At 36.1% G+C, this 22,179-nt stretch carries 21 protein-coding genes; 7 read left to right on the forward strand and 14 right to left on the reverse strand.

The annotated features are described in order from the left end of the window. The first annotated feature begins 172 nt into the window (after window positions 1-172). The 3 genes from J2Z26_RS13865 to J2Z26_RS13875 all read left to right on the forward strand — a co-directional run bounded on the left by J2Z26_RS13865 (window position 173) and on the right by J2Z26_RS13875 (window position 2,689). Entirely contained in the window at window positions 173-805 is a 633-nt protein-coding gene (locus J2Z26_RS13865; RefSeq protein ID WP_193535841.1) for a GNAT family N-acetyltransferase, read from the forward strand. 67 nt (window positions 806-872) lie between these two features. Then, window positions 873-1,517 carry an acetoin utilization AcuB family protein gene (locus tag J2Z26_RS13870; RefSeq protein ID WP_193535843.1) on the forward strand — a complete coding sequence of 215 codons (645 nt, stop codon included), beginning with the start codon at window positions 873-875 and terminating at the stop codon, window positions 1,515-1,517. Continuing rightward, the gene (locus tag J2Z26_RS13875) at window positions 1,514-2,689 is read left to right on the forward strand and encodes an acetoin utilization protein AcuC (RefSeq protein WP_193535845.1); all 1,176 of its coding nucleotides are present in this window, start codon (window positions 1,514-1,516) and stop codon (window positions 2,687-2,689) included. Before J2Z26_RS13870 ends, J2Z26_RS13875 begins: the two co-directional genes overlap by 4 nt. 51 nt (window positions 2,690-2,740) lie before the next feature. Here J2Z26_RS13875 and ccpA read toward each other — a convergent pair whose 3' ends face one another. Both ccpA and J2Z26_RS13885 read right to left on the reverse strand, forming a co-directional pair. Continuing rightward, on the reverse strand, window positions 2,741-3,739 hold the full coding sequence (gene ccpA / locus J2Z26_RS13880) for a catabolite control protein A (protein WP_193535847.1): 999 nt from the start codon (window positions 3,737-3,739) through the stop codon (window positions 2,741-2,743). Between the two features lie 247 nt (window positions 3,740-3,986). Beyond that, entirely contained in the window at window positions 3,987-5,060 is a 1,074-nt protein-coding gene (locus J2Z26_RS13885; RefSeq protein ID WP_193535849.1) for a bifunctional 3-deoxy-7-phosphoheptulonate synthase/chorismate mutase, read from the reverse strand. Window positions 5,061-5,332: 272 nt separating this feature from the next. Here J2Z26_RS13885 and J2Z26_RS13890 point away from each other — a divergent pair, with 272 nt between their 5' ends. Beyond that, window positions 5,333-7,489, forward strand: a complete 2,157-nt coding sequence (locus tag J2Z26_RS13890) for a cell division protein FtsA (protein ID WP_193535851.1) — start codon at window positions 5,333-5,335, stop codon at window positions 7,487-7,489. Between the two features lie 40 nt (window positions 7,490-7,529). Here the strand turns inward: J2Z26_RS13890 and ytxJ are convergent, their stop codons facing one another. The 3 genes from ytxJ to J2Z26_RS13905 all read right to left on the reverse strand — a co-directional run bounded on the left by ytxJ (window position 7,530) and on the right by J2Z26_RS13905 (window position 8,902). Further along, complete coding sequence (gene ytxJ, locus J2Z26_RS13895; protein WP_193535853.1) at window positions 7,530-7,856, reverse strand: bacillithiol system redox-active protein YtxJ; 327 nt, start codon at window positions 7,854-7,856, stop codon at window positions 7,530-7,532. Window positions 7,857-7,934: 78 nt separating this feature from the next. Next, entirely contained in the window at window positions 7,935-8,399 is a 465-nt protein-coding gene (locus tag J2Z26_RS13900; RefSeq protein WP_193535855.1) for a YtxH domain-containing protein, read from the reverse strand. A gap of 44 nt (window positions 8,400-8,443) precedes the next feature. Further along, on the reverse strand, window positions 8,444-8,902 hold the full coding sequence (locus J2Z26_RS13905; protein WP_193535857.1) for a DUF948 domain-containing protein: 459 nt from the start codon (window positions 8,900-8,902) through the stop codon (window positions 8,444-8,446). A gap of 852 nt (window positions 8,903-9,754) precedes the next feature. On the opposite strand from J2Z26_RS13905, the gene J2Z26_RS13910 reads away from it, so the two are divergent. Beyond that, entirely contained in the window at window positions 9,755-10,870 is a 1,116-nt protein-coding gene (locus J2Z26_RS13910) for an aminopeptidase (RefSeq protein ID WP_193535859.1), read from the forward strand. 54 nt (window positions 10,871-10,924) lie between these two features. Here the strand turns inward: J2Z26_RS13910 and murC are convergent, their stop codons facing one another. From murC to J2Z26_RS13940, 6 genes are all read right to left on the reverse strand, one after another. Then, window positions 10,925-12,226, reverse strand: coding sequence for a UDP-N-acetylmuramate--L-alanine ligase (gene murC / locus J2Z26_RS13915; protein WP_193535861.1), 1,302 nt, complete (start codon window positions 12,224-12,226; stop codon window positions 10,925-10,927). 380 nt (window positions 12,227-12,606) lie between these two features. Beyond that, entirely contained in the window at window positions 12,607-13,704 is a 1,098-nt protein-coding gene (locus tag J2Z26_RS13920; RefSeq protein WP_193535863.1) for a nicotinate phosphoribosyltransferase, read from the reverse strand. Between the two features lie 54 nt (window positions 13,705-13,758). Further along, window positions 13,759-16,179 carry a DNA translocase FtsK gene (locus tag J2Z26_RS13925; protein ID WP_193535865.1) on the reverse strand — a complete coding sequence of 807 codons (2,421 nt, stop codon included), beginning with the start codon at window positions 16,177-16,179 and terminating at the stop codon, window positions 13,759-13,761. 408 nt (window positions 16,180-16,587) lie between these two features. After that, window positions 16,588-17,382, reverse strand: coding sequence for a DUF1444 domain-containing protein (locus J2Z26_RS13930; RefSeq protein WP_193536093.1), 795 nt, complete (start codon window positions 17,380-17,382; stop codon window positions 16,588-16,590). A gap of 41 nt (window positions 17,383-17,423) precedes the next feature. Beyond that, a complete protein-coding gene (locus J2Z26_RS13935; RefSeq protein ID WP_193535867.1) occupies window positions 17,424-17,735 on the reverse strand; it encodes a thioredoxin family protein in 312 nt (103 codons plus the stop codon). 98 nt (window positions 17,736-17,833) lie between these two features. Then, on the reverse strand, window positions 17,834-18,343 hold the full coding sequence (locus J2Z26_RS13940; RefSeq protein ID WP_193535869.1) for a hypothetical protein: 510 nt from the start codon (window positions 18,341-18,343) through the stop codon (window positions 17,834-17,836). A 254-nt stretch (window positions 18,344-18,597) separates the two neighbouring features. Between J2Z26_RS13940 and J2Z26_RS13945 the strand changes: the two genes are divergently transcribed. Continuing rightward, window positions 18,598-19,038 carry a YtoQ family protein gene (locus tag J2Z26_RS13945; RefSeq protein ID WP_193535871.1) on the forward strand — a complete coding sequence of 147 codons (441 nt, stop codon included), beginning with the start codon at window positions 18,598-18,600 and terminating at the stop codon, window positions 19,036-19,038. Window positions 19,039-19,075: 37 nt separating this feature from the next. On the opposite strand, the gene J2Z26_RS13950 is transcribed toward J2Z26_RS13945, so the two are convergent. Then, entirely contained in the window at window positions 19,076-19,591 is a 516-nt protein-coding gene (locus tag J2Z26_RS13950) for a DUF84 family protein (RefSeq protein ID WP_193535873.1), read from the reverse strand. Between the two features lie 56 nt (window positions 19,592-19,647). After that, window positions 19,648-20,721, reverse strand: a complete 1,074-nt coding sequence (locus J2Z26_RS13955) for a M42 family metallopeptidase (protein WP_193535875.1) — start codon at window positions 20,719-20,721, stop codon at window positions 19,648-19,650. A 216-nt stretch (window positions 20,722-20,937) separates the two neighbouring features. Here J2Z26_RS13955 and J2Z26_RS13960 point away from each other — a divergent pair, with 216 nt between their 5' ends. Continuing rightward, window positions 20,938-21,246, forward strand: coding sequence for a PepSY domain-containing protein (locus tag J2Z26_RS13960; protein ID WP_193535877.1), 309 nt, complete (start codon window positions 20,938-20,940; stop codon window positions 21,244-21,246). Between the two features lie 36 nt (window positions 21,247-21,282). Here the strand turns inward: J2Z26_RS13960 and J2Z26_RS13965 are convergent, their stop codons facing one another. Beyond that, complete coding sequence (locus J2Z26_RS13965) at window positions 21,283-22,122, reverse strand: YtnP family quorum-quenching lactonase (protein WP_193535879.1); 840 nt, start codon at window positions 22,120-22,122, stop codon at window positions 21,283-21,285. Between the last annotated feature and the right edge of the window lie 57 nt (window positions 22,123-22,179).

A 22,179-nucleotide genomic window follows, 5' to 3' on the forward strand; every position in this document is an offset into this window, starting at 1 on the left:
AAACTCCCCCTTATGTAAATATGCTTCTATTATATTATACATATGCTCTTTTCTCAATTTTTAAAATCTTTTATATTGACAGTAATTAAAGGTAATTTTTTGTGAAAACGCTTTAAATTCTGTTATTTCATGTATAATAGATTGTGAAGTGATATAAAATGGTGGTGATTTAATGGAACATAAAAAGACTTATAATGCAAAAGAATTAAAAACTCCACATGGAAGTCTTATTATTGAAGGACCCATACCAGGCTATAAACTGGCAGGATATGAATTTCATCGTGACCTCGTTGCTTTTCGTACACCTGAACAACAGCATAAAGCTTTAGTAGAGATTGCTGATTTACCAGAGGGTAGAATTATTATCGCTAGAAATCGCCATACGATTGTGGGATATGTAACCTACCTTTATCCTGATCCACTCGAAAGATGGTCTGAAGCTAAAATGGAAAATCTTATCGAACTTGGAGCAATAGAAGTTATTCCTGAGTTTAGAGGTTATTCTGTTGGCAAAAACCTTATCCAAGTATCAATGATGGATGATGCAATGGAAGATTTTATCACGATAACTACAGAATACTATTGGCATTGGGATTTAAAAGGGACTGGACTAAACGTCTGGGAGTACCGTAAAGTAATGGAAAAAATGATGAATGCTGGTGGTCTTGAGTGGTATGCTACAGACGATCCTGAAATTAGCTCACACCCAGCTAATTGTTTGATGGCTAAAATTGGTAAGCGAGTTGATAGTGAATCAATACAACGCTTTGACCAATTACGCTTCAAAAACAGATTCATGTATTAATTAAGTTGTTTGATTATGAAAATTTTAAATAGATACTTGATGATTTTAAAATCAAGGGGGATTCATGATGATTGTTGAACAAATCATGAAAAAAAATGTGTTTACACTTAGTCCAAAAGATACAATTGCTACTGCTGTAAAGCTATTAGAAAAACATAAGATACGACATATACCGATTTTAGACGAACATCAGTCTGTTGTGGGTATTATTAGTGACCGTGATGTTCGTGATGCTAATTCTTCTATCTTTAGAAGCAATGAGCACCTTGAAGACTTGGAAAGACCTGTTGAAACAATTATGACAACAGATGTTATTACAGGACATCCCTTAGACTTTGTTGAAGAAATTTCTGCTATTTTATATGAACACAATATTGGCTGTCTACCAATCACAAAGGGTGGAAAGCTTGTTGGTATTGTAACTGAGACAGATTTGCTACATACCTTGGTTCAATTAACTGGTGCAAATCAGCCAGGTTCACAGATTGAAATCAAAGTTTCTAATAAGGCTGGTATGCTCTCAGAGGTTGCAACAATTATAGGTAAACGAAATGTAAATATTTCTAGTGTCCTTGTTTATCCTGACCAAGACGAGAGGTACAAAATACTTGTTTTCCGAGTTCAAACTATGAATCCAATGGCGGTTATTACAGATTTAAAGAATGAAGGCTATCAGGTGTTATGGCCGAATATGCCAGGGATATCATCATGACGAAAGAATCTGTTTTCATCTATTCTAAAGAATTCTTAAATTACAAGTTTAGTGACTCTCACCCTTTTAATCAAATTAGGGTCGAACTTACTTATGACTTATTAAAGAAATTGAATGCAATAGATGAATCTCAACTCATTGCACCGCGTATGGCAACAGATGAAGAGCTTGAATTATTCCATGATCCAAAATATATAAACGCCGTTAAATTAGCTGGTAAGGGACAACTAGAAAAAGAAATTGGTTTGAATTATGGAATAGGAACCGAAGACACACCTATATTTCAAAATATGCATGAAGCAAGTGCATTATTGGTCGGGGGTACATTAACAGCTGTCGATTATGTTCTTTCTGGTAAAAGCAAACACGCTCTTAGTCTAGGTGGGGGGCTACATCATGGATTTCGTGGGAAAGCCTCTGGTTTTTGTATTTATAATGACAGTGCAGTTGCAATTAAATACATTCAAAAAAAGTATAATTTACGTGTATTATATGTAGATACAGATGCGCACCATGGGGATGGCGTTCAATGGGCTTTTTATGATGATCCTTCTGTTTGTACCTTTTCAATACACGAAACTGGTCGTTATCTATTTCCTGGAACTGGAAACGTAAATGAGCGTGGAGCTGGAACTGGTTACGGGTACTCCTTTAATATACCTGTTGATGCATTTACTGAAGATGAATCGTGGTTAGAATCTTATTCAATCGCACTTCGTGAAATTGTTGATTTTTTTAAGCCTGATATCATTCTTACCCAAAATGGTGCAGACTCACATTATTATGACCCACTAACTCATCTTTCTGCCACAATGAACATTTACCGAGAAATTCCGAGATTAGCACATGAGTTAGCACATCAATATTGTGATGGTCGTTGGATTGCAGTAGGTGGTGGAGGCTATGATATTTGGCGTGTTGTCCCACGGGCATGGTCAATGATTTGGCTTGAGATGATTGGTGAGACAGATTTCACTAATGAATTACCCAGAGAGTGGATTGAGAATTGGCAATCAAGAACAACTACCAAATTACCTGAACATTGGTTTGATAAGCCTGACATCTATCCACCAATTCCAAGAAAAGCTGAGATCACTGAAAAAAATGCTCAAACCGTTGAAAAAGCACTTTATCCTATTAGAAATAATAAGAAAAAACAGGGTCTGTTATAAGAATAATGAAAAGGCACATGAAGCTTTTGCTTTATGTGCCTTTTCTAACATTTATTTTGTTGAATTACGATATTCAATACGATGAGGAAGTGTTACGATATGGTCATCAACCGCCTCTTTATTCATATATTTAGTCAGTAGTCTCATTGCAACAGCTCCAATATCGTACATTGGCTGAAGTACTGTTGTAAGTGTTGGCCTAACCATAGTTGCTAACCTTGTATTGTCAAAACCAACAACTTCTAGCTGTTCTGGTATTGATACACCATTATCCTGAGCTCCATGTATAACCCCTAATGCCATCTCATCGGTTGCTACAAAAATAGCAGAAATTTCTTTAGAGTTTTCCATTAGTCTTTCATATGCTTCCATCCCAGAATCATATGTATAATCCCCTTCAACAACTAATTCCTCATTGAAATCTAGATTTGCCTCCTCCAACGCCTGGCGATACCCAGCAAGCTTTTTCACTGCATTTACTGGTTCTAGCATCGGTCCAGAAACATATCCAATCTTTCTATGGCCCTTTTCAATCAGCATTGTAACCGCATCATAAGCAGCCTGCTTGTAATCAATTGCAACCGATGGGATTGATTCACCTGTTTCAATAGAAGCAGCGAGTACAACCGGTGCAGGTGAACGCTCAAACTCATGAACATGGTCCTCTGTTATATTTCCACTCATGAATACAATTCCATCTACCTGTTTACCTAGCATTGTATTAAAAAGGTGAAGTTCTTTATCTTTATTTTGATCTGAGTTACTCAAGATAATATTATATTTATACATTGTAGCTATATCTTCAATTCCACGAGCAAGCTCTGCGTAAAAAATACTAGAAATATCCGGGATAATAACACCAACGGTAGTTGTCTTTTTACTAGCTAAACCACGAGCAACTGCATTTGGTCTGTACCCTAATCGTTCAATGGCTTCTAACACTTTTTTTCTTGTCGTTGGTTTTACATTTGGATTCCCGTTGACAACACGGGATACTGTAGCCATAGAAACACTAGCTTCTCTAGCAACATCATAAATAGTTACATTCATGAAAAATCGACACTCCTTTTATTAAACGAAACATTACTATTAATAGTATAAGTAATATTTATAATTTACATTTAAGTTATTTGTTTAGTTATGTAACTAATGATACGATACTATTAATATCACCGCAATGTCTTTAGAGGCTTTAACTGGAAATATGTCTATATTGTGGATGTTTAATTTGAAAATATGCTGAATTTGCATTCTTTGTATGTAAAAAGCCTCCTGTAATTCAGGAGGCAATGTAATGTTATACTCTAATAGCACTATTTGCTTTTAATTGAGTAATAAAATCATGAAATTGATCAAAATCCATTTGCTGCGCAGAATCAGATAATGCTACTGCTGGATCCGGATGTACTTCAGCCATTACACCATCCGCGCCTATTGCTAGTGCTGCTTTAGCAGCAGGTAATAATAAATCACGTCGACCTGTTGAGTGTGTTACATCAACAACAACTGGTAAGTGTGTCTCTTGTTTTAGAATTGGAACTGCAGATATGTCAAGGGTATTTCTAGTAGCCCTTTCATACGTACGAATCCCTCTTTCGCACAAGATAATTTGTCCATTTCCTTGTGCAATAATGTATTCAGCTGCATTTATAAATTCTTCGATTGTTGCAGCTATTCCACGTTTTAATAATACAGGTTTATTGACAGCCCCCGCAGCTTTTAATAGCTCAAAATTTTGCATATTACGTGCTCCAATTTGAATCACGTCAATATATTCAATTGCTTTTTCAATATCTGCAGGATTAACAATTTCACTAATAACAGCCATATCATATTCATCTGCTACTTTTTTAAGAATTTTAAGACCTTCTAATCCTAGCCCCTGAAAGTCATATGGAGAAGTTCTAGGTTTATAAGCTCCACCGCGCAATAGTTTTAACCCGTAACTTTTCGCTACCTTTGCAACCGCAGCTACTTGCTCATAGCTTTCTACTGCACAAGGTCCAACAAAAAAGTGTGCATTTCCGTCACCAATTTTCTCACCTTTAAGGTCGACAATCGTATCTTCTGGCTTTTTCTTTCTAGATACAAGCAATGCTTTTCGGTGATCATCTTTTTGTAATTCAAGTCCTGCCTTAAAAATTTCTTTAAAAATATGCTGAAGTGTTGACGTTTCAAATGGACCATCATTATTGGCAATTATCTCATCTAACATTTTTCTCTCACGAACAGGATCGTAACGATTTACTCCCTGAGCTTCTTTTGTCTTCCCAATTTCTTGTACAAGCTTAGCACGTTCATTAATAATTTGAAGTAATTGTAAGTTTAACTCATCTACTTTTTCACGCAAATTATCTAACCCGTTACTCATCTCTTACACCCTTTCTATCTGTCCAAAAGTAAATTGCTTTCGTCAAAAGTTTAGTAATCTTTATATATCACAGAAAGTATGATACATTTCTAATAATTAGGGTTAATTATATACGATATTAAATACATTGTCACTAAAAAGCTTTAACATTTAAACGCTTTCAATCGATAAAGCATTAAATCTTTCTGAATTATTCTAATTATAGTTTATTCATTTTACATTCTGCCTTAAAATAGCATTAGAATGTCTATAAAAAAGAAGGTGAAACACATATGAAAAAATCTACAATATTCGCTTTAGATATAGGAACTCGATCAGTAGTTGGTATTATTTTGAGCCAAATTAATGGGCAATATGAAATAGCCGATATTGTTATTAAAGAACACTCTGAGCGTTCTATGCTGGATGGTCAGATCCATGATGTATTAGCCGTTTCAAAGGTAATTGCAGAAATTAAACAAGAACTTGAAACAAAGCATGGCCAACTAACAAAGGTTTGTGTAGCTGCTGCTGGGCGTGCGTTAAAAACTGAAAAGTCAAGCTACATTATTGATATTTCCTTAATGAATGCGATAGAAAAGCAAGATATCTTACATCTTGAATTAAGTGCAGTCCAACAAGCACAGATTTCCCTTGCAAATAAACAAAAGAATGAAAATAGCCATCACTATTACTGTGTAGGATATTCAGTTATCCGCTATTTATTAGATCAACAAGAAATCGGAAATTTAATTGATCAACAGGGTGAAGAAGCATCTGTAGAGGTTATTGCAACTTTTCTACCTAAGGTAGTTGTTGAGTCTCTTATTTCAGCTTTGAATAGAGCCGGACTGGAGATGGACGCTCTAACACTCGAACCTATTGCTGCTATCAATGTGCTAATTCCACCAACAATGAGAAGGCTAAATGTGGCACTAGTTGATATCGGTGCTGGCACTTCAGATATTGCTATTACAGATTTAGGTTCCGTTGTATCATATGGAATGGTTCCTGTCGCAGGAGATGAAATTACAGAAGCGATAAGTGATCAGCTATTACTTGACTTTCCACTAGCTGAAAAGGCTAAACGTGATTTATACAATAATGATAATATTACTGTTACTGATATATTAGGTTTTGAAACAGAATTACCAAAACAAGATGTTATTGAACAAATTTCACACTCAATTGATAAACTTGCTGCAGCAATTACTCATGAGATACTGTTATTAAATGGAGACAAGGCACCGAAAGCTGTGATGCTTGTAGGTGGTGGAAGTTTAACTCCAGAGTTACCAAAAAGATTAGCTGGAATGTTGGGCCTACCTGAAAACAGAGTTGCCATTCGTGGGATAGATGCAATCCAGAATGTAAAATTGTCAGAGGACATTAAAAAAGGACCGGAGCTAGTTACTCCGATTGGTATTGCAATTGCCTCCGAGCAAAGTCCAGTTCAGTATGTAAGTGTTTACGTTAACAATAAGCCAGTTCGTTTATTTGATATGAAAAAGCTTACTGTTGGTGACTGTCTCCTTGCTTCGGGTATTCAAATGAACAAACTTTATGGTAAACCTGGAATTGCTATGATTATTTCATTAAATGGACAGAAAATAACAATTCCCGGTAAGCATGGAAATCCTCCAACACTCTTAAAAAATGGAGAGAATTGTACATTGGACGATGAAATAAAACATGGGGATATTATTACGGTTGAAAAGGGATCAGATGGGTTAAAAGCTGAAGCTAAAATCATTGATTTAGTTGATGAGATACCTTATAAGGCCATCACCATTAACGGAAGAGGTTATGAAATAAAAGCGTCTGTTTATCAGAATTCAGTACCATCTCATGTTAATAACGTTATACGAGACCATGATGTCATTACCTATGAATACCCTGAAACAATTGGACAAGCTTTAACAAATCTGGGGCTTACTAATGTATTGAATGAATTACGTATTTTTCAAGTCAGCATTAACGATAGAGCTACTAATTTTCCCGAGTTTACTAGAAACCTATTAAAGAACGACCGTGTTTCATCAATAAGTTCTCCATTTTCAGACGGAGATTCATTTGTTTTATCGGATGCAAGTATTCCAACAGCTGGCAAATTAGCTGAGCTTAAAAATATTAAACTTTTTGAGACTCTACCTATTTTTTTCAACGGAGAAAAGCTAGAATTACGTAAACCTGTTAATGAGATCTACCGTAATGGGAAGCCTTTAAATGAAGATGATATTATTCATTTTAATGACCATATTCAAATTATTAGCAAAACTGTTGAACCGTTCATATTTCAAGATATTTTTAGGCATGTAGATATTGAATTACCCACTTCATTAAAAGGCCGCTTTATCCTAGAGAGAAATAATCAAGAGGTAAGCTTTCACGAAGTACTCTCACCAGGAGACCATTTAAAAATAGTTTGGCCTGATACAATCAATACGTAAACGATAAAGAGGCCCATTAAGGGCCTCTTTATCATTCTTTTTAATCGCTATTAACTTCCTTGGAAAGGGTATCATAAGTAATATTCCAATGAGAAGTATGAAAGGTAACATCCTTGTTTTTAAATAAAATCACTTGAGGTGATTCATGTTTTATATGGAATGTTTCTGCTATATGATTAGACAAGGGTCTTGCTTCTTGAACGACTAAATAATAGGCCGGGATTTCAGTATGATCTTCTACAAACTTTTCAAATTCCTCATATCCTGACTGGCTTATTGGACATGTCGAGCTGTGTTTTAGAAACAAAAATACATCATTTTCTTCATGAATTGCATTAAATTGTTCAAGAGTCTCAATTTTCTTCAATTTGTATCTCTCCTTGAATATGAAAAAACTGATGAGTGAATATTTTATCACTTCACCAGTTTCTCCACTAATTATGTCTTAAGACTGTGGATTAGGTTGTGTGTTAGATTGGCTTTCAGCTAAGGTAAGTGCTTTATCGGCTTCTTCTAATCTACGACGAATTTCATCAGCATCTGTACCATCATTGGAAGAAGTTAAACCAACAATTTCATCAACTAATTCTTCACTCTGTTGAACTAGCTGTTTATCGTCTATTGGGGCATTTGCAAATTCTTTAACCTTATCAAAGATTTGACTTGATTGGTTGTTGACATTCTTAGTGAAGTTCGACGTTTTTTCTTTTGCAACATTGGCTAGTTCAGAACCTTTATCAACTGCTTCATTTCTCCAACGTTCGGTTTTATCTCTAACAACAGAAGCCTGTGTATTAATGTCGTCTCTTAGTTCTCTACCAGACTTTGGTGCTAAAAATAGTGCTGTTGCAGCTCCAATAACACCACCAACAATTGCTCCAATTAGAAAGTTGTTGTCGTTTTTACCCATCGTTCCATCTTCCTCCTTTAGAATAACTTAAGAATAACTTAAGATTAACTATAGTCACGACTTCGCTGTACGGTATGATCTTCTCTCTTGACTTCCTTTTTATCTTTCCATTTATCCCAAAGATCTATTAATACATTTCCCCATTGAATCACTTGTGTAACCTTTTCTTGGTTTCTTTCTACTTGGACACTAACATTTTCCGATACCTTCTGGATCGAACCGTTAAATCTTTGAATAGAGACTCCAACGTCTTGTACTGCATCTACAACTGTATTCAATTTTTTCGTCTTTTCTTGTATGTCTGTAGCTAATGCATTTGTTTTATGTAAGAGTTCTGTCGTCTCAACAGTAATTCCTTCCATCTGTTTTTCTAATCCAGATAATGTTTTGGCTACATTATCAAGTGTGATTTGAAGGGAGCGAAGTGTTCGCGACAAAAATATCACCAAGATTAAAAATGCAATTGCGATTAATGCTACACTTAAGTACAGAATGATGATCAACTACCTACACCTCCTTTGGTGATACACTATCTTTACCCACAATAATACTTCTATAAACATACCATAACTTTTGGAAATTTATCCACTATTTTGACACCCACCATTACCATAGTAACGCCGCTTACCAAGCCTATAATAAATTAACATTAGTTGATGTTAAAAATAGCATTGTTATAGTATGAAGTCGTTATTTGCTAAAATCCACTCGCTTTCCGCGGGCGGTCCGGGAGCCTCCTCGGCGCACTGCGCCTACGGGGTCTCCCTATGACGCGCATCTCCCGCAGGAGTCTCGTGGATTTAGCAAATAACTTTACACTCTGAATATAGGTTATAAAAGCCACTACTGAGTTATTTTGCCAAATTTAAGTTAATAAATCATATATTGAAAACTTGTGGAATGACGATAGTTTAATATTAACTTGTTGCTCAATACCTTGTAATATGAACGCCATAAAATTTAAATACAGCATATTTGTTATTTCTTAAGCTATTTTCCTATAGTTTGTTTCTTTTCTTTGATATTAAGCACTTAGTGGATTGAAGCGGAAGGCACTTGACTCCTGCGGGATGTGAGGAAAAGTCGAGACCCCACAGACGGAACGTCGAGGAGGCTCGACTTCCTCCCCGATGGGAATTCGCCCTTGAAAAAGCCGGCAGTTTGAATTTTTCATAATTCCCCGCGGAAAGCAAGTGCCTGCAGCGGAAAGGAACGACAAATTGAAATTGAACCTACATTATATGGAATATTAGCTTTATAACATTAGGCAAGCACCAGAAGACAAATTCTTTCAACAATTATTCAGATTTCGGTTACAATAGGATAGTACATATTAATTTTTAGGAGGCCTATTTATGAAAGATCCACGTATACAAACGTTAGCTAAGAATTTAATAAACTATTCGGTAAAACTTCAACCAGGTGAGAAGGTTTTGATTGAAAATTTTGGATTGCAACGTGAGTTAGTAACTGCTTTGGTTGATGAGGCATATAAGGCTGGTGGATATCCATTTGTTTCACTAAAAGACCACCAAGTTGATCGTGCGTTATTACTAGGTGCTAAGGATGAGCAATTCGAAATGATTGCAGATTTTGAAGCGAATGTAATGAAAAATATGGATGCTTATATTGGACTTCGCTCTGGTGATAACATTAATGAATTTGCAGATGTGCCGGATGATAAGATGAAAATAACAGGAAATACGATAGGTAAGAAAGTACATAGAGAAATTCGTGTTCCTAAAACAAGATGGGTTGTTCTCCGCTATCCAAACTCAGCAATGGCACAACTTGCAAAAATGAGTACAGAAGGATTTGAAGATTTCTACTTTAATGTTTGTAACCTTGATTACGGTAAAATGAATGAAGCAATGGATTCTTTAGTTGCTTTAATGGACAAAACAGATAAAGTGAGAATTACTGGTGAAGGTACGGACCTGACTTTCTCTATAAAAGATATTCCTTCTGTGAAATGTGCTGGTGAAATGAACATTCCTGATGGTGAAGTCTATACTGCACCTGTTCGTGATTCAGTGAATGGCACGATTACATATAACACACCTTCTCCATATCAAGGTTTTACTTTCGAGAATGTGAAACTAACATTTAAAGATGGAAAAATCGTTGAAGCAACATCAAACGATACAGACCGTATCAATAAAATTTTCGATACTGACGAAGGTGCTCGCTACATAGGTGAATTTGCTATTGGTGTAAATCCATATATCCAACACCCGATGCAAGACATCTTATTTGATGAAAAAATAGATGGTAGCTTCCACTTTACTCCTGGTCAATGTTATGATGAGGCATTTAACGGAAATTATTCTAACATCCATTGGGATATGGTTAATATCCAACGCCCCGAATACGGTGGAGGAGAAATCTACTTTGATGATGTACTAATCCGTAAGGACGGTCGCTTTGTACTTCCTGAACTTGAAGTATTAAATCCAGAAAATCTTAAATAGAATAAACAAAAAAGAGGCCTCAATGTTTATCGGCCTCTTCTTCTTTGTTTAGAATTAATTTATTAGTTGTTTTTCATAGGCTTCCTGGAACTTTTGAATATCCCCTGCACCCATAAATATAATAACCGCATTGGCGTGTTGTTGTAGTGATGAGGTGTCCTCTTCACTTAACAAGGTACAATTTTCAATTCTTTCAATCAAGTCGTGAATCGTAAGCTTTCCTTGATTTTCCCTTGCAGAACCAAAAATATCGCATAGATAGACATGATCTGCTTTATTTAAGCTATCTGCAAACTCATTAAGGAAAGTTTGAGTTCGTGTAAACGTGTGAGGTTGGAAAACAGCAACAACTTCACGATCTGGGTACTTTTGTCTAGCTGCATCAATCGTTGCATTTATCTCAGTAGGGTGGTGTGCATAATCGTCAATGAGCACTTGGTTGCCCATTTGCTTTTCAGAAAACCTTCTTTTAACACCTTGAAAGGTTTTAAGACGTTCTTGTATAACTTCAACATCAATATTTTCATAATGACAAAGTGCAATAACAGATAATGCATTTAATACATTATGGTCTCCATAGGTTGGAATTGAAAATGTTGAAAACAAGGTACCTCTAACAAATACATCAAATGTTGTACCTTTCGTACTTTTATTAACATTTCGTGCCTGAAAATCATTATCTTGGCCGAATCCATAATACATTACTGGCACTTTTGCTTGGATGCTTTGTAGGTGTTCATCATCACCGCAAGCAATAATGCCCTTTTTAACCTGTAATGCCATCTCCTGAAATGCACTAAATACGTCTTCTACACTCGTATAGTAGTCAGGATGGTCAAAATCAATATTGGTCATAATGGCATAGTCAGGGTGATAACTTAAAAAGTGCCTACGATATTCGCATGCTTCAAATACAAAGTACTCATTGTTTTCAGAGCCCTTCCCAGTTCCATCTCCAATTAAATAGGAGGTTGGGTGTGCACCTTGAATAACATGCGCTAACAAACCAGTGGTTGAAGTCTTGCCATGCGTTCCAGTGACTGCGACACTTGTATATTTTTGCATAAAGTCACCCAAAAACTTGTGGTATCGGATGATTGTCAATCCCTGGTTACGCGCTTCTTCCAGTTCCTCATGAGTGTCAGGAAAAGCATTCCCGGCTATAACAATCATACCTGGCTTAATATTATCTTTACTAAAAGGTAAAATCTGAATTCCTCTTTCTTCTAATGGCAATTGAGTAAAAAAACGCTTTTCTACATCTGAGCCTTGGACTTGGTAGTTCATATCATGAAGCACCTGTGCCAACGGGCTCATACCAGTGCCTTTAATTCCAACAAAATGGTAAACTGTCATATAAAGAACCTCCAACAATCGTCTATCTGTAAGACAGTATATGACGTTCATCTAGTTTTGCTAATTGATCGAGTGTGAACAACAAAAGATGAAGGAACTAAGTGCTCTTCCAAACACTTAATAAACGTCAATAATAGCAACAATTTCAGGTAGTGATTATGTATAACTAATTTGCAAAAAAATCCATTCGTACAGATATCTGCATTTTCATATTATAGCATTAATCAATTATGAAGGCCATGATAATAATAAGCTAATTCAATAGTCCCATTCTTAACTGACCCTAAAAAGTGAAAAACTGACAGAGCTAATCTCTATCAGTTTTCCCAATTAGACTTCAATGTATAGCATTGCATTTTAATTTGATTACTATAAAAAATTTATTCAACCTTTTCTAAACGAGGGTTAGGTCTATATTTCCTACCAGCCTTGGCCTGTGGTTGGCCGTTAAGCATAACATTATCTCCGGTAAAGCCAATATTAATCTTTAATAGGCTACTTCCTACACCGTACATATCAACTGGTACATTTTGCTCTTCAAAGTTAAGAATCCGTTCTTCGTTAAAGCCACCTGTAACCACAATTTTCACATGGCTAAAGCCTTCTTTGTCAAGTGCCTCGCGCAAGGCAAAGACCAATGGGGCATTAACACCACGAGGGTCGAATGTTCCCAATACGTCCTGGTTTCTAAGGAAATATTGATCAATCATTGTCCGGGATGTATCTAGTCGAACTGCTTTTAACTTATCACCAAATTCATGAGCCACTTTTAAAGCATCAGTAATACAATCATTATTATAGTCAACCAGGACCATTAGTTCATCTTCAGGAAACTTTGCATGATACGCCTTTGTTGCGGCAACAGTGTCACCATCAAACAGTTGGATTAGAGCATGAGGCATTGTCCCCATTCCCTTTTTCCCCCACCATTCATTCATAGCATGTGTTGCTTGAGCTTGCGAGCCACCAATATAAGCGGCATACCCATCACCAGCTTGTTGAGTGAAATGATCATCACGGTCTCCCATAAAGATAACCTTTTTTTGAATCCCAGAATATCCAGCAGCTTTTACAACATTATAAACATTCGTTGCAACACTTGTTCTTCTTGCCAATATGCCGTCTATAATACCTTCAAGGTAGCCAAAACTTTGGTAAGGACCAGTTATTGTTAATACCGTTTCAAATGGACTAATTTTATCTCCATCTTTTAACGAGTAAATTTCTAATTCCTCAGGCTGCTCAGCAAATGTTTTGACAAGAGCAATCACTTCGTCAGTTCCGCATAGTACTGCATGATTCTTTTGGAAAAACTGCATAGTGACAATATTATCTGACTTAAATTCCTTAACAATCTCTCTTGTCTTTAAAAAGTAGACTGCTGAGAACCAGCCTTCCTTAATTCTCTCATCAAATTTAAACGTGCTATTTGTTAATCTGCTTATTTTACCTTGCATTTTCAATTCTATTTCCTTCATCCAAAAGCTTCCTTTCTCTCGATAGGGACATTTAGCTATATGTTAGGATACCATTTATAAAGTTGATGTGCTAGTTTCTTGTATATTTTCAAGTTCATCTTCTGTAATAAGTATTTCCCTTGGTTTACTACCTCGTCCTTCTGAAATAATACCTTGTTCCTCCATAATATCAATTAATCTTGCAGCCCGGTTATAGCCGATGCGAAAACGACGTTGTAAGCTAGAAGTAGAAGCACCGCCCTGGTCAAGAACGAACTCACAAGCCTCATAAAACAGATCATCTTCTTCTGATTGAATTGTGGCTCTCTTCACTAACTCATCCTGTTCAAACATATATACTGGCTTCATTTGATCTTTTACATGTTGAACTACTCGTTCGATTTCATCATCTGATACAAAGTTACCTTGGATCCTAGTTGGCTTTGATGATCCATTTTCAAGGAAGAGCATATCTCCTTTTCCTAATAGCTTATCAGCTCCATTTGTGTCAATAATTGTTCTTGAGTCAACCTGAGATGATACTGAAAAGGCAATTCGAGTTGGAATGTTTGCCTTAATAAGGCCAGTAATTACATCAACAGATGGCCTCTGCGTAGCAAGGATTAGATGGATTCCACATGCACGGGCTTTTTGAGCAATGCGACAAATTGCTTCCTCAACATCACCTGGTGCTACCATCATTAAATCTGCTAACTCATCAATGATAATAACAAGATATGGTAAATGCCCACTTTGTTCGTTATGTCTATCTACTAATTCATTAAATCTAGCTATATCACGGACTCCTGCATGAGCAAACAGCTCGTAGCGCCTTTCCATTTCTTCCACTGCCCATTTAAGTGCTGCTGTAGCTGCTTTAACATCTGTTATTACAGGACTTACTAGGTGAGGAATATGATTATATGGTGCCAACTCTACCATTTTTGGATCAATTAATAATAGTTTCACTTCATGTGGTGATGCTTTGTAAAGTAAACTCACTAGCATTGTATTTATACAGACACTTTTACCTGACCCCGTTGCACCAGCAATTAATCCATGTGGCATTTTCCGAAGGTCTGTAACGACAGGTTTCCCTGATATATCGAGTCCTAATGCAACGGTCATAGGAGAAGAGTCCGAATTAAATGCATCACTTTGGATGATTTCTCGTAATAATACAGATTTACTTTTACGGTTAGGAACTTCAATACCAATTGTGTTTTTTCCAGGGATAGGAGCTTCAATTCTTATATCCTTAGCCGCTAAGCTTAATTTTATATCGTCAGCAAGGTTTGTTATTTTATTTACTTTAACCCCAGGCTCTGGATGCACCTCAAAGCGAGTAACTGCTGGCCCTTGAGTTACATTTACAACTGTTGCTCCCACTTTAAAGTTTCGTAAGGTCTGATCAAGGAGTTCACTTTGTTCTGCTAACCACTCTTCATCATCCTCTAGTTGTTCTACTGGTAGGTTTAAGTATTGAAGACTAGGAAAATTATAAGAACCTATACTTTGAGGTTCACGAGTTTCCACATCTTTTTCATTAGCCTCTTCTACTGAATTAAGCGTTTCAATCTGTGGAGCAGCTTCACTATCATCTAGACTAATTGATTGAGGAATTACCTCTTCATTTGCTTGAACTTTTTCTAACTGCTTCTTTTGTAAATTTTGTCTATCCTGTTTTAACATCATCACATTGTAGGGAATATAGTGCCTTCTTGGGTTTTCGTTTTCATAAATGGATTGTTCCGTTTCATTAGTTACTTTCTCCTCCACTGAGGGGACTTCACTATAATGATGTAAGTTATGACCTGCTGATTCAGTCGGTTCTATATCTACTTCATCTTCAATTACTATACTCTGAGACTTTATTTCAGCCGTCTCGTCTTCTTTATGATCTTCATGAACGTTATGTAATGGACCATCTCTAAGCTCTTTAAGCAAGTCTAGAAATTCCTCTGACTCATTTAGGTTCTTTTCTTCCTGTTCTGCTTCCAAAACTTTGTTCTCTTCCAGAGCATGTAGATCCTCATTTAAATTACTTTCGAGGATATTTAAGTTATTTTCGGAACTCGTCACTGCAATTTCCGCCTGTACTTGCTTCATGCTTTCTGAGGATACTAACTCAAACTCTATAATATCTTCGGTGTCTGCTTTTTTAGGTTTACCAAAACCATATACAGGAGAAGGTACTTCAGTTGGCTTAAATTGCTTTTTGATACCACTCTTCTTTTCTTGTACTTTGACCTCTCTTAACTTAGTAAGATTAGTATCCTGTTTTTTTATTTCAGACTTTCTTCTCTCGAGAGATTCTGTAACCTTTATTTCATCAGGTATTAGTGGAAATCGAAACTTTCCTTTTGGATACTGATAAGCAATCTTTGCTTCAACATTCTTTGGGCTTATCACTCTATTATTGGTAACCTCAGGTTCAGTTGTTATTTTCTCGTTGTCATTAACTAATGTTCTGTATAGCTTCTTTAACCAATCCATCTTATACCACTCTTTCTTAATCACTTCTACCATAGATATTACTATTGTATCAATAATTCTAAGAATATAAAGAAAAAATCGATACAGTTTATACCTTCATCATTCTGAGTAATATTTCAGTTCACCCATGTTGTTGATTTTCGTTACAGGATACTCGCTTTTTCGCGGGGAATCATGAAAAAGCCCAACTACCGGCTTTTTCAAAAGCGGATTCCCATAGGGGCGTGCGGTGAGCCTCCTCGGAGCAAAGCTCCTGCGGGGTCTCACCTGTCCCGCTACTCCCGCAGGAGTCTCGTATCCTTCCACTATAATCAACAGCATTAGTCATTAAATTGTAATTTCCCCAAAGACTTTCATAAAAATAGCCACTCGTATATGAGTGGCTCTGAAGTATAACCTGTTTTAACTTTATTTAGTCCTATTTTTCCCTAAAATAAAAATAGGTTCTAGTTGATTGTCTTCATATAAAAAGGACAGTGCTGTTATTGGCACTCTTCCACTTGCGAAAAAGCTCATTGTCATTTGAGCAAGGACATCATAGCCTGTATCATTCTGGATATCAGCAATTATCAAAACATCTTGATGAGGAACAGCAACTGCCATTTTACCTGTTATTTTTTCGCTAAACTTTTGAAGGTACGTATCATTTAATATTCTACTAGCATCATATCCATCGTTTGAATTGATGAAATAGAAGGTGTTTCCTGCAACTGTATCCTCTTTAACCTTAATATCCAACGACCTTACGTTAAATCTTGCAACTTCTTTTACTCTTTCTTTGTTCCATTTTTCTTTCTCTAATAGTTCTTCATCTATTAATCGATAGGTGGTACCTAAATCTATTGCATAGTATATTCGTGTCTCTGCCGTATGATCATCATAAACCAAGGTTTTGCCTTCATTTGTTTCTGTTGGGAATGAAGTTGAACGAATGACAGGGTAGATGTTCTTTTCTTTCCCAGTTAGCTCATGATTTGCACTCATATTGGTTAATGACTCTTCAATATAATAAATGACCTCATCAATCGATTTATCCTTTTCTTCATGCCATTTTGCAACTATACCAGGAAGTGATACAGTTACTCCCTTTTCAGTTTCACGATTTTCAACCCTTAACGTATCCTTTTCTTTGTCGAAGGTGAATTTCCACTCAGGTCTCGTTAGTCTTTCTTCGAGACGAGCTCTCATTTTTTTTGTATCCATTTTCATTTAAAATCACTCCAGTCGACCTTTGTACAATCTATTTATAGTCCTTTTAAGAAGCCTTCAATTTCTTCTTTTGTCTTTCTATCCTTACTTACAAATCTTCCCGTTTCCTGTCCATTTTCAAATGCAACAAAGCTTGGGATACCATAAACATCTAACTCTCCACACAAATCTATAAACTGATCTCTGTCGACATAGATAAATTTGAAATCATTGTATGTAGATTCTATTTCAGGTAAAAATGGATCAATGAAACGACAATCCGGGCACCAGTTAGCTGAAAACATTAATACTGTTTTACTTCTTTTAATTAAATCTTTATACTCTTCCAACGATTCAAGCTTTTTCATTCTTACCCCTCCAATTATCTTCATTTACTGCAATAGTACATCTTCTCTAATTTAAACACAAATAAACCCTCGTTGTATATTAACGAGGGTTGCGATTATTAAAATCTTACAGATGCAACAATCTCCATCATTTGCTGCGCACTTTCTAATATCTCACTTGCTTTTGTTTGTGTGGTCATTTTAACTCCACCGATACCAACTACAATTTCAAACAAGTTTTTATCAAGTTCTTTAACTATAATATAACCAAATCGATCTTGGTCCTCAAACGTTTTTACAACTAAGTCATCTTGTGACTCTGGACCAGAGGATTCAAACATTACTTTACTATTGGGTTCCTCATTCGGATTTACAAATAGTATAAATAATTGATTTCCTTTTTTGATGATTAGGTTATTGTTTCCCTCTTCACTATCTATTTTCATAGTAGTCGGCATGTAATAAGAAAAATCCTCATATTTCTCGTTAGTCTCTATAGCTTTATTTGTGAAGGCTTCCTCTACAGCAGTTTCTACTTTTTTAATCTCTTCATCAACCGATACTGAACAACCTACTACAAGTCCTGTTAGTAGAAGTAGACATATAGAAAGTAACAATCTATTTTTCATTTCTTCTTTCCTCCAGTTTTCTCATACAATGAAATTATTTCACTACGTAGTATGTATCTCTCTATCTAAAAGACTATAAAAAATCGATAATAACTTAAAAGCCTTGACATACTTACCTATATAATACCTTTTTCAATTCTATTGTTACAAGCCTTTTCTAAAGATTTCAAAATAAAGGAAGAAAACGCATGACAGGAAATTTGAAGAAATACATGATAGGATAAAAATAGAATGTAGAAAAGGGAGGTTTAAAAATGAACTTAATTGTTTATTTAGCAGGTGAAATTCATTCAAGTTGGCGCGATGAAATTAAGGAAAAAGCAAAAGCATTAAATTTACCTTTGTCATTTGTTGGTCCTATGGAAGATCACAGTCGTTCTGATTCCATTGGTGAAGAAGTATTGGGTGTACAACCTTCCCCTTTATACAAGGACCACACAGCTTCATGTATTAATAATTTTAGAACACAGGTACTAATGAATAAAGCAGATATTGTTATTGCTTTATTCGGAGAAAAATATAAGCAATGGAATACTGCAATGGATGCGAGTGCAGCTCTTACTTTAAATAAACCGCTAATTATTATAAGACCTGACTCGCTTATCCATCCGTTAAAAGAGCTTTCCACAAAAGCTAATGTGACAGTAGATACAGTAGATCAGGCTATGAAGGTTCTAACTTACGTATTCGAATAATGGTAAAAATAGAAACTAGAAGATAGTTATCTAACTTCTAGTTTCTTACTTTATATTGATACTGACCGACTAGCAATTTAGCCACATGAGTGAACATTTCAGTGCGGTTAATTAATCCATTCGTAAACACACCAACAGCCCCTTCTTTATGCCTAACATTATTTTCTTTCGTATAGAGGTCCATTACTTCCCCTAACTCCAAACCTTCTCTAACTTTCTTTGCAACTGATTCTGGTAAAAGAATTCTAGCTCCACCTGCTATAAAAGGATCATTCACTCCATCGTAAAGTGCTCCCCAGTTGCACAGAAAAAGCCCGTAGGATGTCTCGAAAACGCCACCCTCCAAACCAACACCAACACTTGATTCAGTTTTTATTCTCGCTGCCTTTGCACGATTAATTGCACCTTGAATCGTCTCTTCATCTGAGAAAGGCTGATTAGCTACACCTGAATCTACTGATGTAGGTATAAAGGTAGCAACCGTGCCTTCAAAAGCTACTTTTACTGCCTCTAGCTTTGTAGGATTTTTTGTTCCAATTGCAATGGTTACCATAATTTCCTTAACTCCTTTTATCTGAAAAAAGAGCCTAAAGATAGGCCCTTTCAGTCTTAACTATTATTTCTAATTGAATCAACAGTTGCACGGTCTGAGGACTTCACAAGTTTTACTAATAATTCTTTTGCTGCTGCATAGTCGTCAATGTGAACAATTGAAGCATGTGTGTGAATATAACGAGAGCAGATTCCTACTACTGCTGAAGGAACACCTTCGTTTGAAGTATGGACACGCCCAGCATCTGTACCACCTTGAGAAATAAAATACTGATAAGGTATTTTGTTCGTCTCAGCTGTATCAAGAACAAACTCACGCATTCCACGGTGTGTAACCATTGAACGGTCAAAAATTCGAAGTAGCGCACCTTTTCCAAGTTGACCAAATGCATTTTTATCACCCGACATATCATTTGCTGGACTTGCATCCATCGCAAAGAAAATATCCGGCTTAATCATATTTGCAGCAGTTTGTGCTCCACGTAATCCGATTTCTTCTTGAACTGTTGCCCCTGAGTATAGGATATTTGGTAGCTTTTCTCCTTGTAACTCTTTTAAAAGTTCAACTGATAGTCCACATCCGTAACGATTATCCCAAGCCTTAGCAAGAATTTTCTTCTCGTTTGCCATTGGTGTAAATGGACAGATTGGAACGATTTGTTGGCCAGGTCTAATACCTAATTCTAATGCATTTTCACGATTATCTGCTCCAATGTCAATTAACATATTCTTAATGTCCATTGGCTTGTTGCGTTGGTTATCATCTAATAAATGAGGAGGAATTGATCCTATTACCCCGATAACCGGCCCATTATCGGTAATTACTTGTACGAGTTGTGCAAGTAAAACCTGACTCCACCAGCCACCTAATGTTTGAAAACGTAGCATTCCATTATCCGTAATTTGTGAAACCATAAATCCAACTTCGTCCATATGACCTGCAGCCATGACAATCGGACCATTCTCATCCCCGCGTTTAACCCCAAAAATACTTCCTAATCCATCTTGAATCACTTCGTCTGAATATTTCTCTAATTGAGAACGCATAAATTTTCTAACTTGATGTTCATTTCCAGGAGCACCTGGAAGTTCCGTTAATGTTTTAAAAAGTTCCATTGTTTCTTGGTTCATTATGTATTTCTCCTTTCCTCTTTGGCACCTCATTGGTGAAGGGGTATACTTAGGCATTTTTTAAGTAATCTAAAGATACAATATATAAACAGATTTATTCATTTAGTATAACGAAATATAATAAACCTTTCCAGTAGAAAGATAGGTACCTGCTTAACATGTAAAGAATTGTTTTGTATACTAGAAGTAGATGGATAATGTAAGGAGGCGCATCTAATGGGTTGGAAAAAGTTCGTACTTGGTCTGGGTGTTGGATTTGCAGGTGCATACCTATTAAAAGGTTCACTCCCTGAACAAAACCTCTCCGCTGAAAAAGCATTAAGGATTGCTAAAGCTTCTTTTAAGAAAAACGGTCCAATCAGCGGCTCATGGATTCATATGGTTCCAGAAACATTCGAAAAATTTAATATTAGTTACAGTGTCTATAAAGGTGGCATCTCACGAAACATAAATGATGAAGTGAAGCAATATGAGTTCCTCATTGATGCAAAAACAGGTTCAGTGCTAGAGGTTTATCCAATATAGAACTAAAGTGGGAGACACCTAATAAGGAGTCTCTTTTTACTTACGTTTAATGAAATCAAGTATGTTTCCAGCTTCATCCCACTTGATTGCACGATAAATTGCATCGTGATAAAAGCTGTACCAAGCATTTTGGTTTAAACCTATATCCATCCATTTTTGCTTTTGTTCAATAGACTTCATAGGATAGTCATCATAAGCCATAACCCAAAGTACATTCTGGTGAGCATGTGTAGGCATAATATCTGCCATATGAATAACCTTTTCACCATTGTTTTCAATGGTTACAATTGAATGTCCATCACTATGACCACCAGTATGAGTCATTTTTATGCCAGGAAATACCTCTATTTCACCACTAAAAGTTTTAACCTGGTTTTCGATTCCTGCCCAATTCTCTTTCCAGTATGTATTTTTCGAGCGTATATTAGGGTTTCGCATTTCATTCCATTCAATATCAGAAGTAATGATTGTTGCATTTTCAAAAGTCGATACTAGGGTATCCTCTTTCCACGTAGTTAAACCACAAGCATGATCAAAATGCATATGTGTCATGAGTACCATATCAATATCAGATAACTTGAGGTCAAGCCTTTCAAGAGATAGTTCAATCGAAGACTCCTCATTCATTCCAAAATTTCTTTTCATTTTGTCTGACATTTTATTATTTCCAAGGCCAGATTCTATGAGAATATTTTTTCCACCGGCTTGTATTAAAATTGGATCTGAACGCAGCTCTATTTGGTTGTTTTCATTAAATGGATATTTTTTTGTCCATAACGGTTTAGGTACAACACCAAACATAGCACCTCCATCCAAATGGGTAACTCCACCATTTAGCCACGTAAGTGTATATTCGCCTATTTTAAGACTTTCCATAAAACCAAACCTCCTTTTGAAAGAATATTTCCATTTTATCATTTTATTCAGTACTTT

Origin of the sequence: Cytobacillus luteolus, assembly GCF_017873715.1 — a bacterium.
GTDB classification, from domain to species: domain Bacteria; phylum Bacillota; class Bacilli; order Bacillales; family Bacillaceae_L; genus Bacillus_BV; species Bacillus_BV luteola.

Coding starts and splice junctions, on each gene's coding strand:
- J2Z26_RS13900 (WP_193535855.1), bottom strand. CDS start 8,399: ATGGGTAAAAACGACAACAACTTTCTAATTGGAGCAATTGTTGGTGGT.
- J2Z26_RS13875 (WP_193535845.1), top strand. CDS start 1,514: ATGACGAAAGAATCTGTTTTCATCTATTCTAAAGAATTCTTAAATTAC.
- J2Z26_RS13870 (WP_193535843.1), top strand. CDS start 873: ATGATTGTTGAACAAATCATGAAAAAAAATGTGTTTACACTTAGTCCA.
- ccpA (WP_193535847.1), bottom strand. CDS start 3,739: ATGAATGTAACTATTTATGATGTTGCTAGAGAAGCTAGTGTTTCTATG.
- J2Z26_RS13865 (WP_193535841.1), top strand. CDS start 173: ATGGAACATAAAAAGACTTATAATGCAAAAGAATTAAAAACTCCACAT.
- J2Z26_RS13890 (WP_193535851.1), top strand. CDS start 5,333: ATGAAAAAATCTACAATATTCGCTTTAGATATAGGAACTCGATCAGTA.
- J2Z26_RS13910 (WP_193535859.1), top strand. CDS start 9,755: ATGAAAGATCCACGTATACAAACGTTAGCTAAGAATTTAATAAACTAT.
- J2Z26_RS13965 (WP_193535879.1), bottom strand. CDS start 22,122: ATGGAAAGTCTTAAAATAGGCGAATATACACTTACGTGGCTAAATGGT.
- J2Z26_RS13955 (WP_193535875.1), bottom strand. CDS start 20,721: ATGAACCAAGAAACAATGGAACTTTTTAAAACATTAACGGAACTTCCA.
- J2Z26_RS13945 (WP_193535871.1), top strand. CDS start 18,598: ATGAACTTAATTGTTTATTTAGCAGGTGAAATTCATTCAAGTTGGCGC.
- J2Z26_RS13885 (WP_193535849.1), bottom strand. CDS start 5,060: ATGAGTAACGGGTTAGATAATTTGCGTGAAAAAGTAGATGAGTTAAAC.
- J2Z26_RS13950 (WP_193535873.1), bottom strand. CDS start 19,591: ATGGTAACCATTGCAATTGGAACAAAAAATCCTACAAAGCTAGAGGCA.
- J2Z26_RS13925 (WP_193535865.1), bottom strand. CDS start 16,179: ATGGATTGGTTAAAGAAGCTATACAGAACATTAGTTAATGACAACGAG.
- murC (WP_193535861.1), bottom strand. CDS start 12,226: ATGACAGTTTACCATTTTGTTGGAATTAAAGGCACTGGTATGAGCCCG.
- J2Z26_RS13935 (WP_193535867.1), bottom strand. CDS start 17,735: ATGAAAAAGCTTGAATCGTTGGAAGAGTATAAAGATTTAATTAAAAGA.
- J2Z26_RS13960 (WP_193535877.1), top strand. CDS start 20,938: ATGGGTTGGAAAAAGTTCGTACTTGGTCTGGGTGTTGGATTTGCAGGT.
- J2Z26_RS13940 (WP_193535869.1), bottom strand. CDS start 18,343: ATGAAAAATAGATTGTTACTTTCTATATGTCTACTTCTACTAACAGGA.
- J2Z26_RS13920 (WP_193535863.1), bottom strand. CDS start 13,704: ATGAAGGAAATAGAATTGAAAATGCAAGGTAAAATAAGCAGATTAACA.
- J2Z26_RS13930 (WP_193536093.1), bottom strand. CDS start 17,382: ATGGATACAAAAAAAATGAGAGCTCGTCTCGAAGAAAGACTAACGAGA.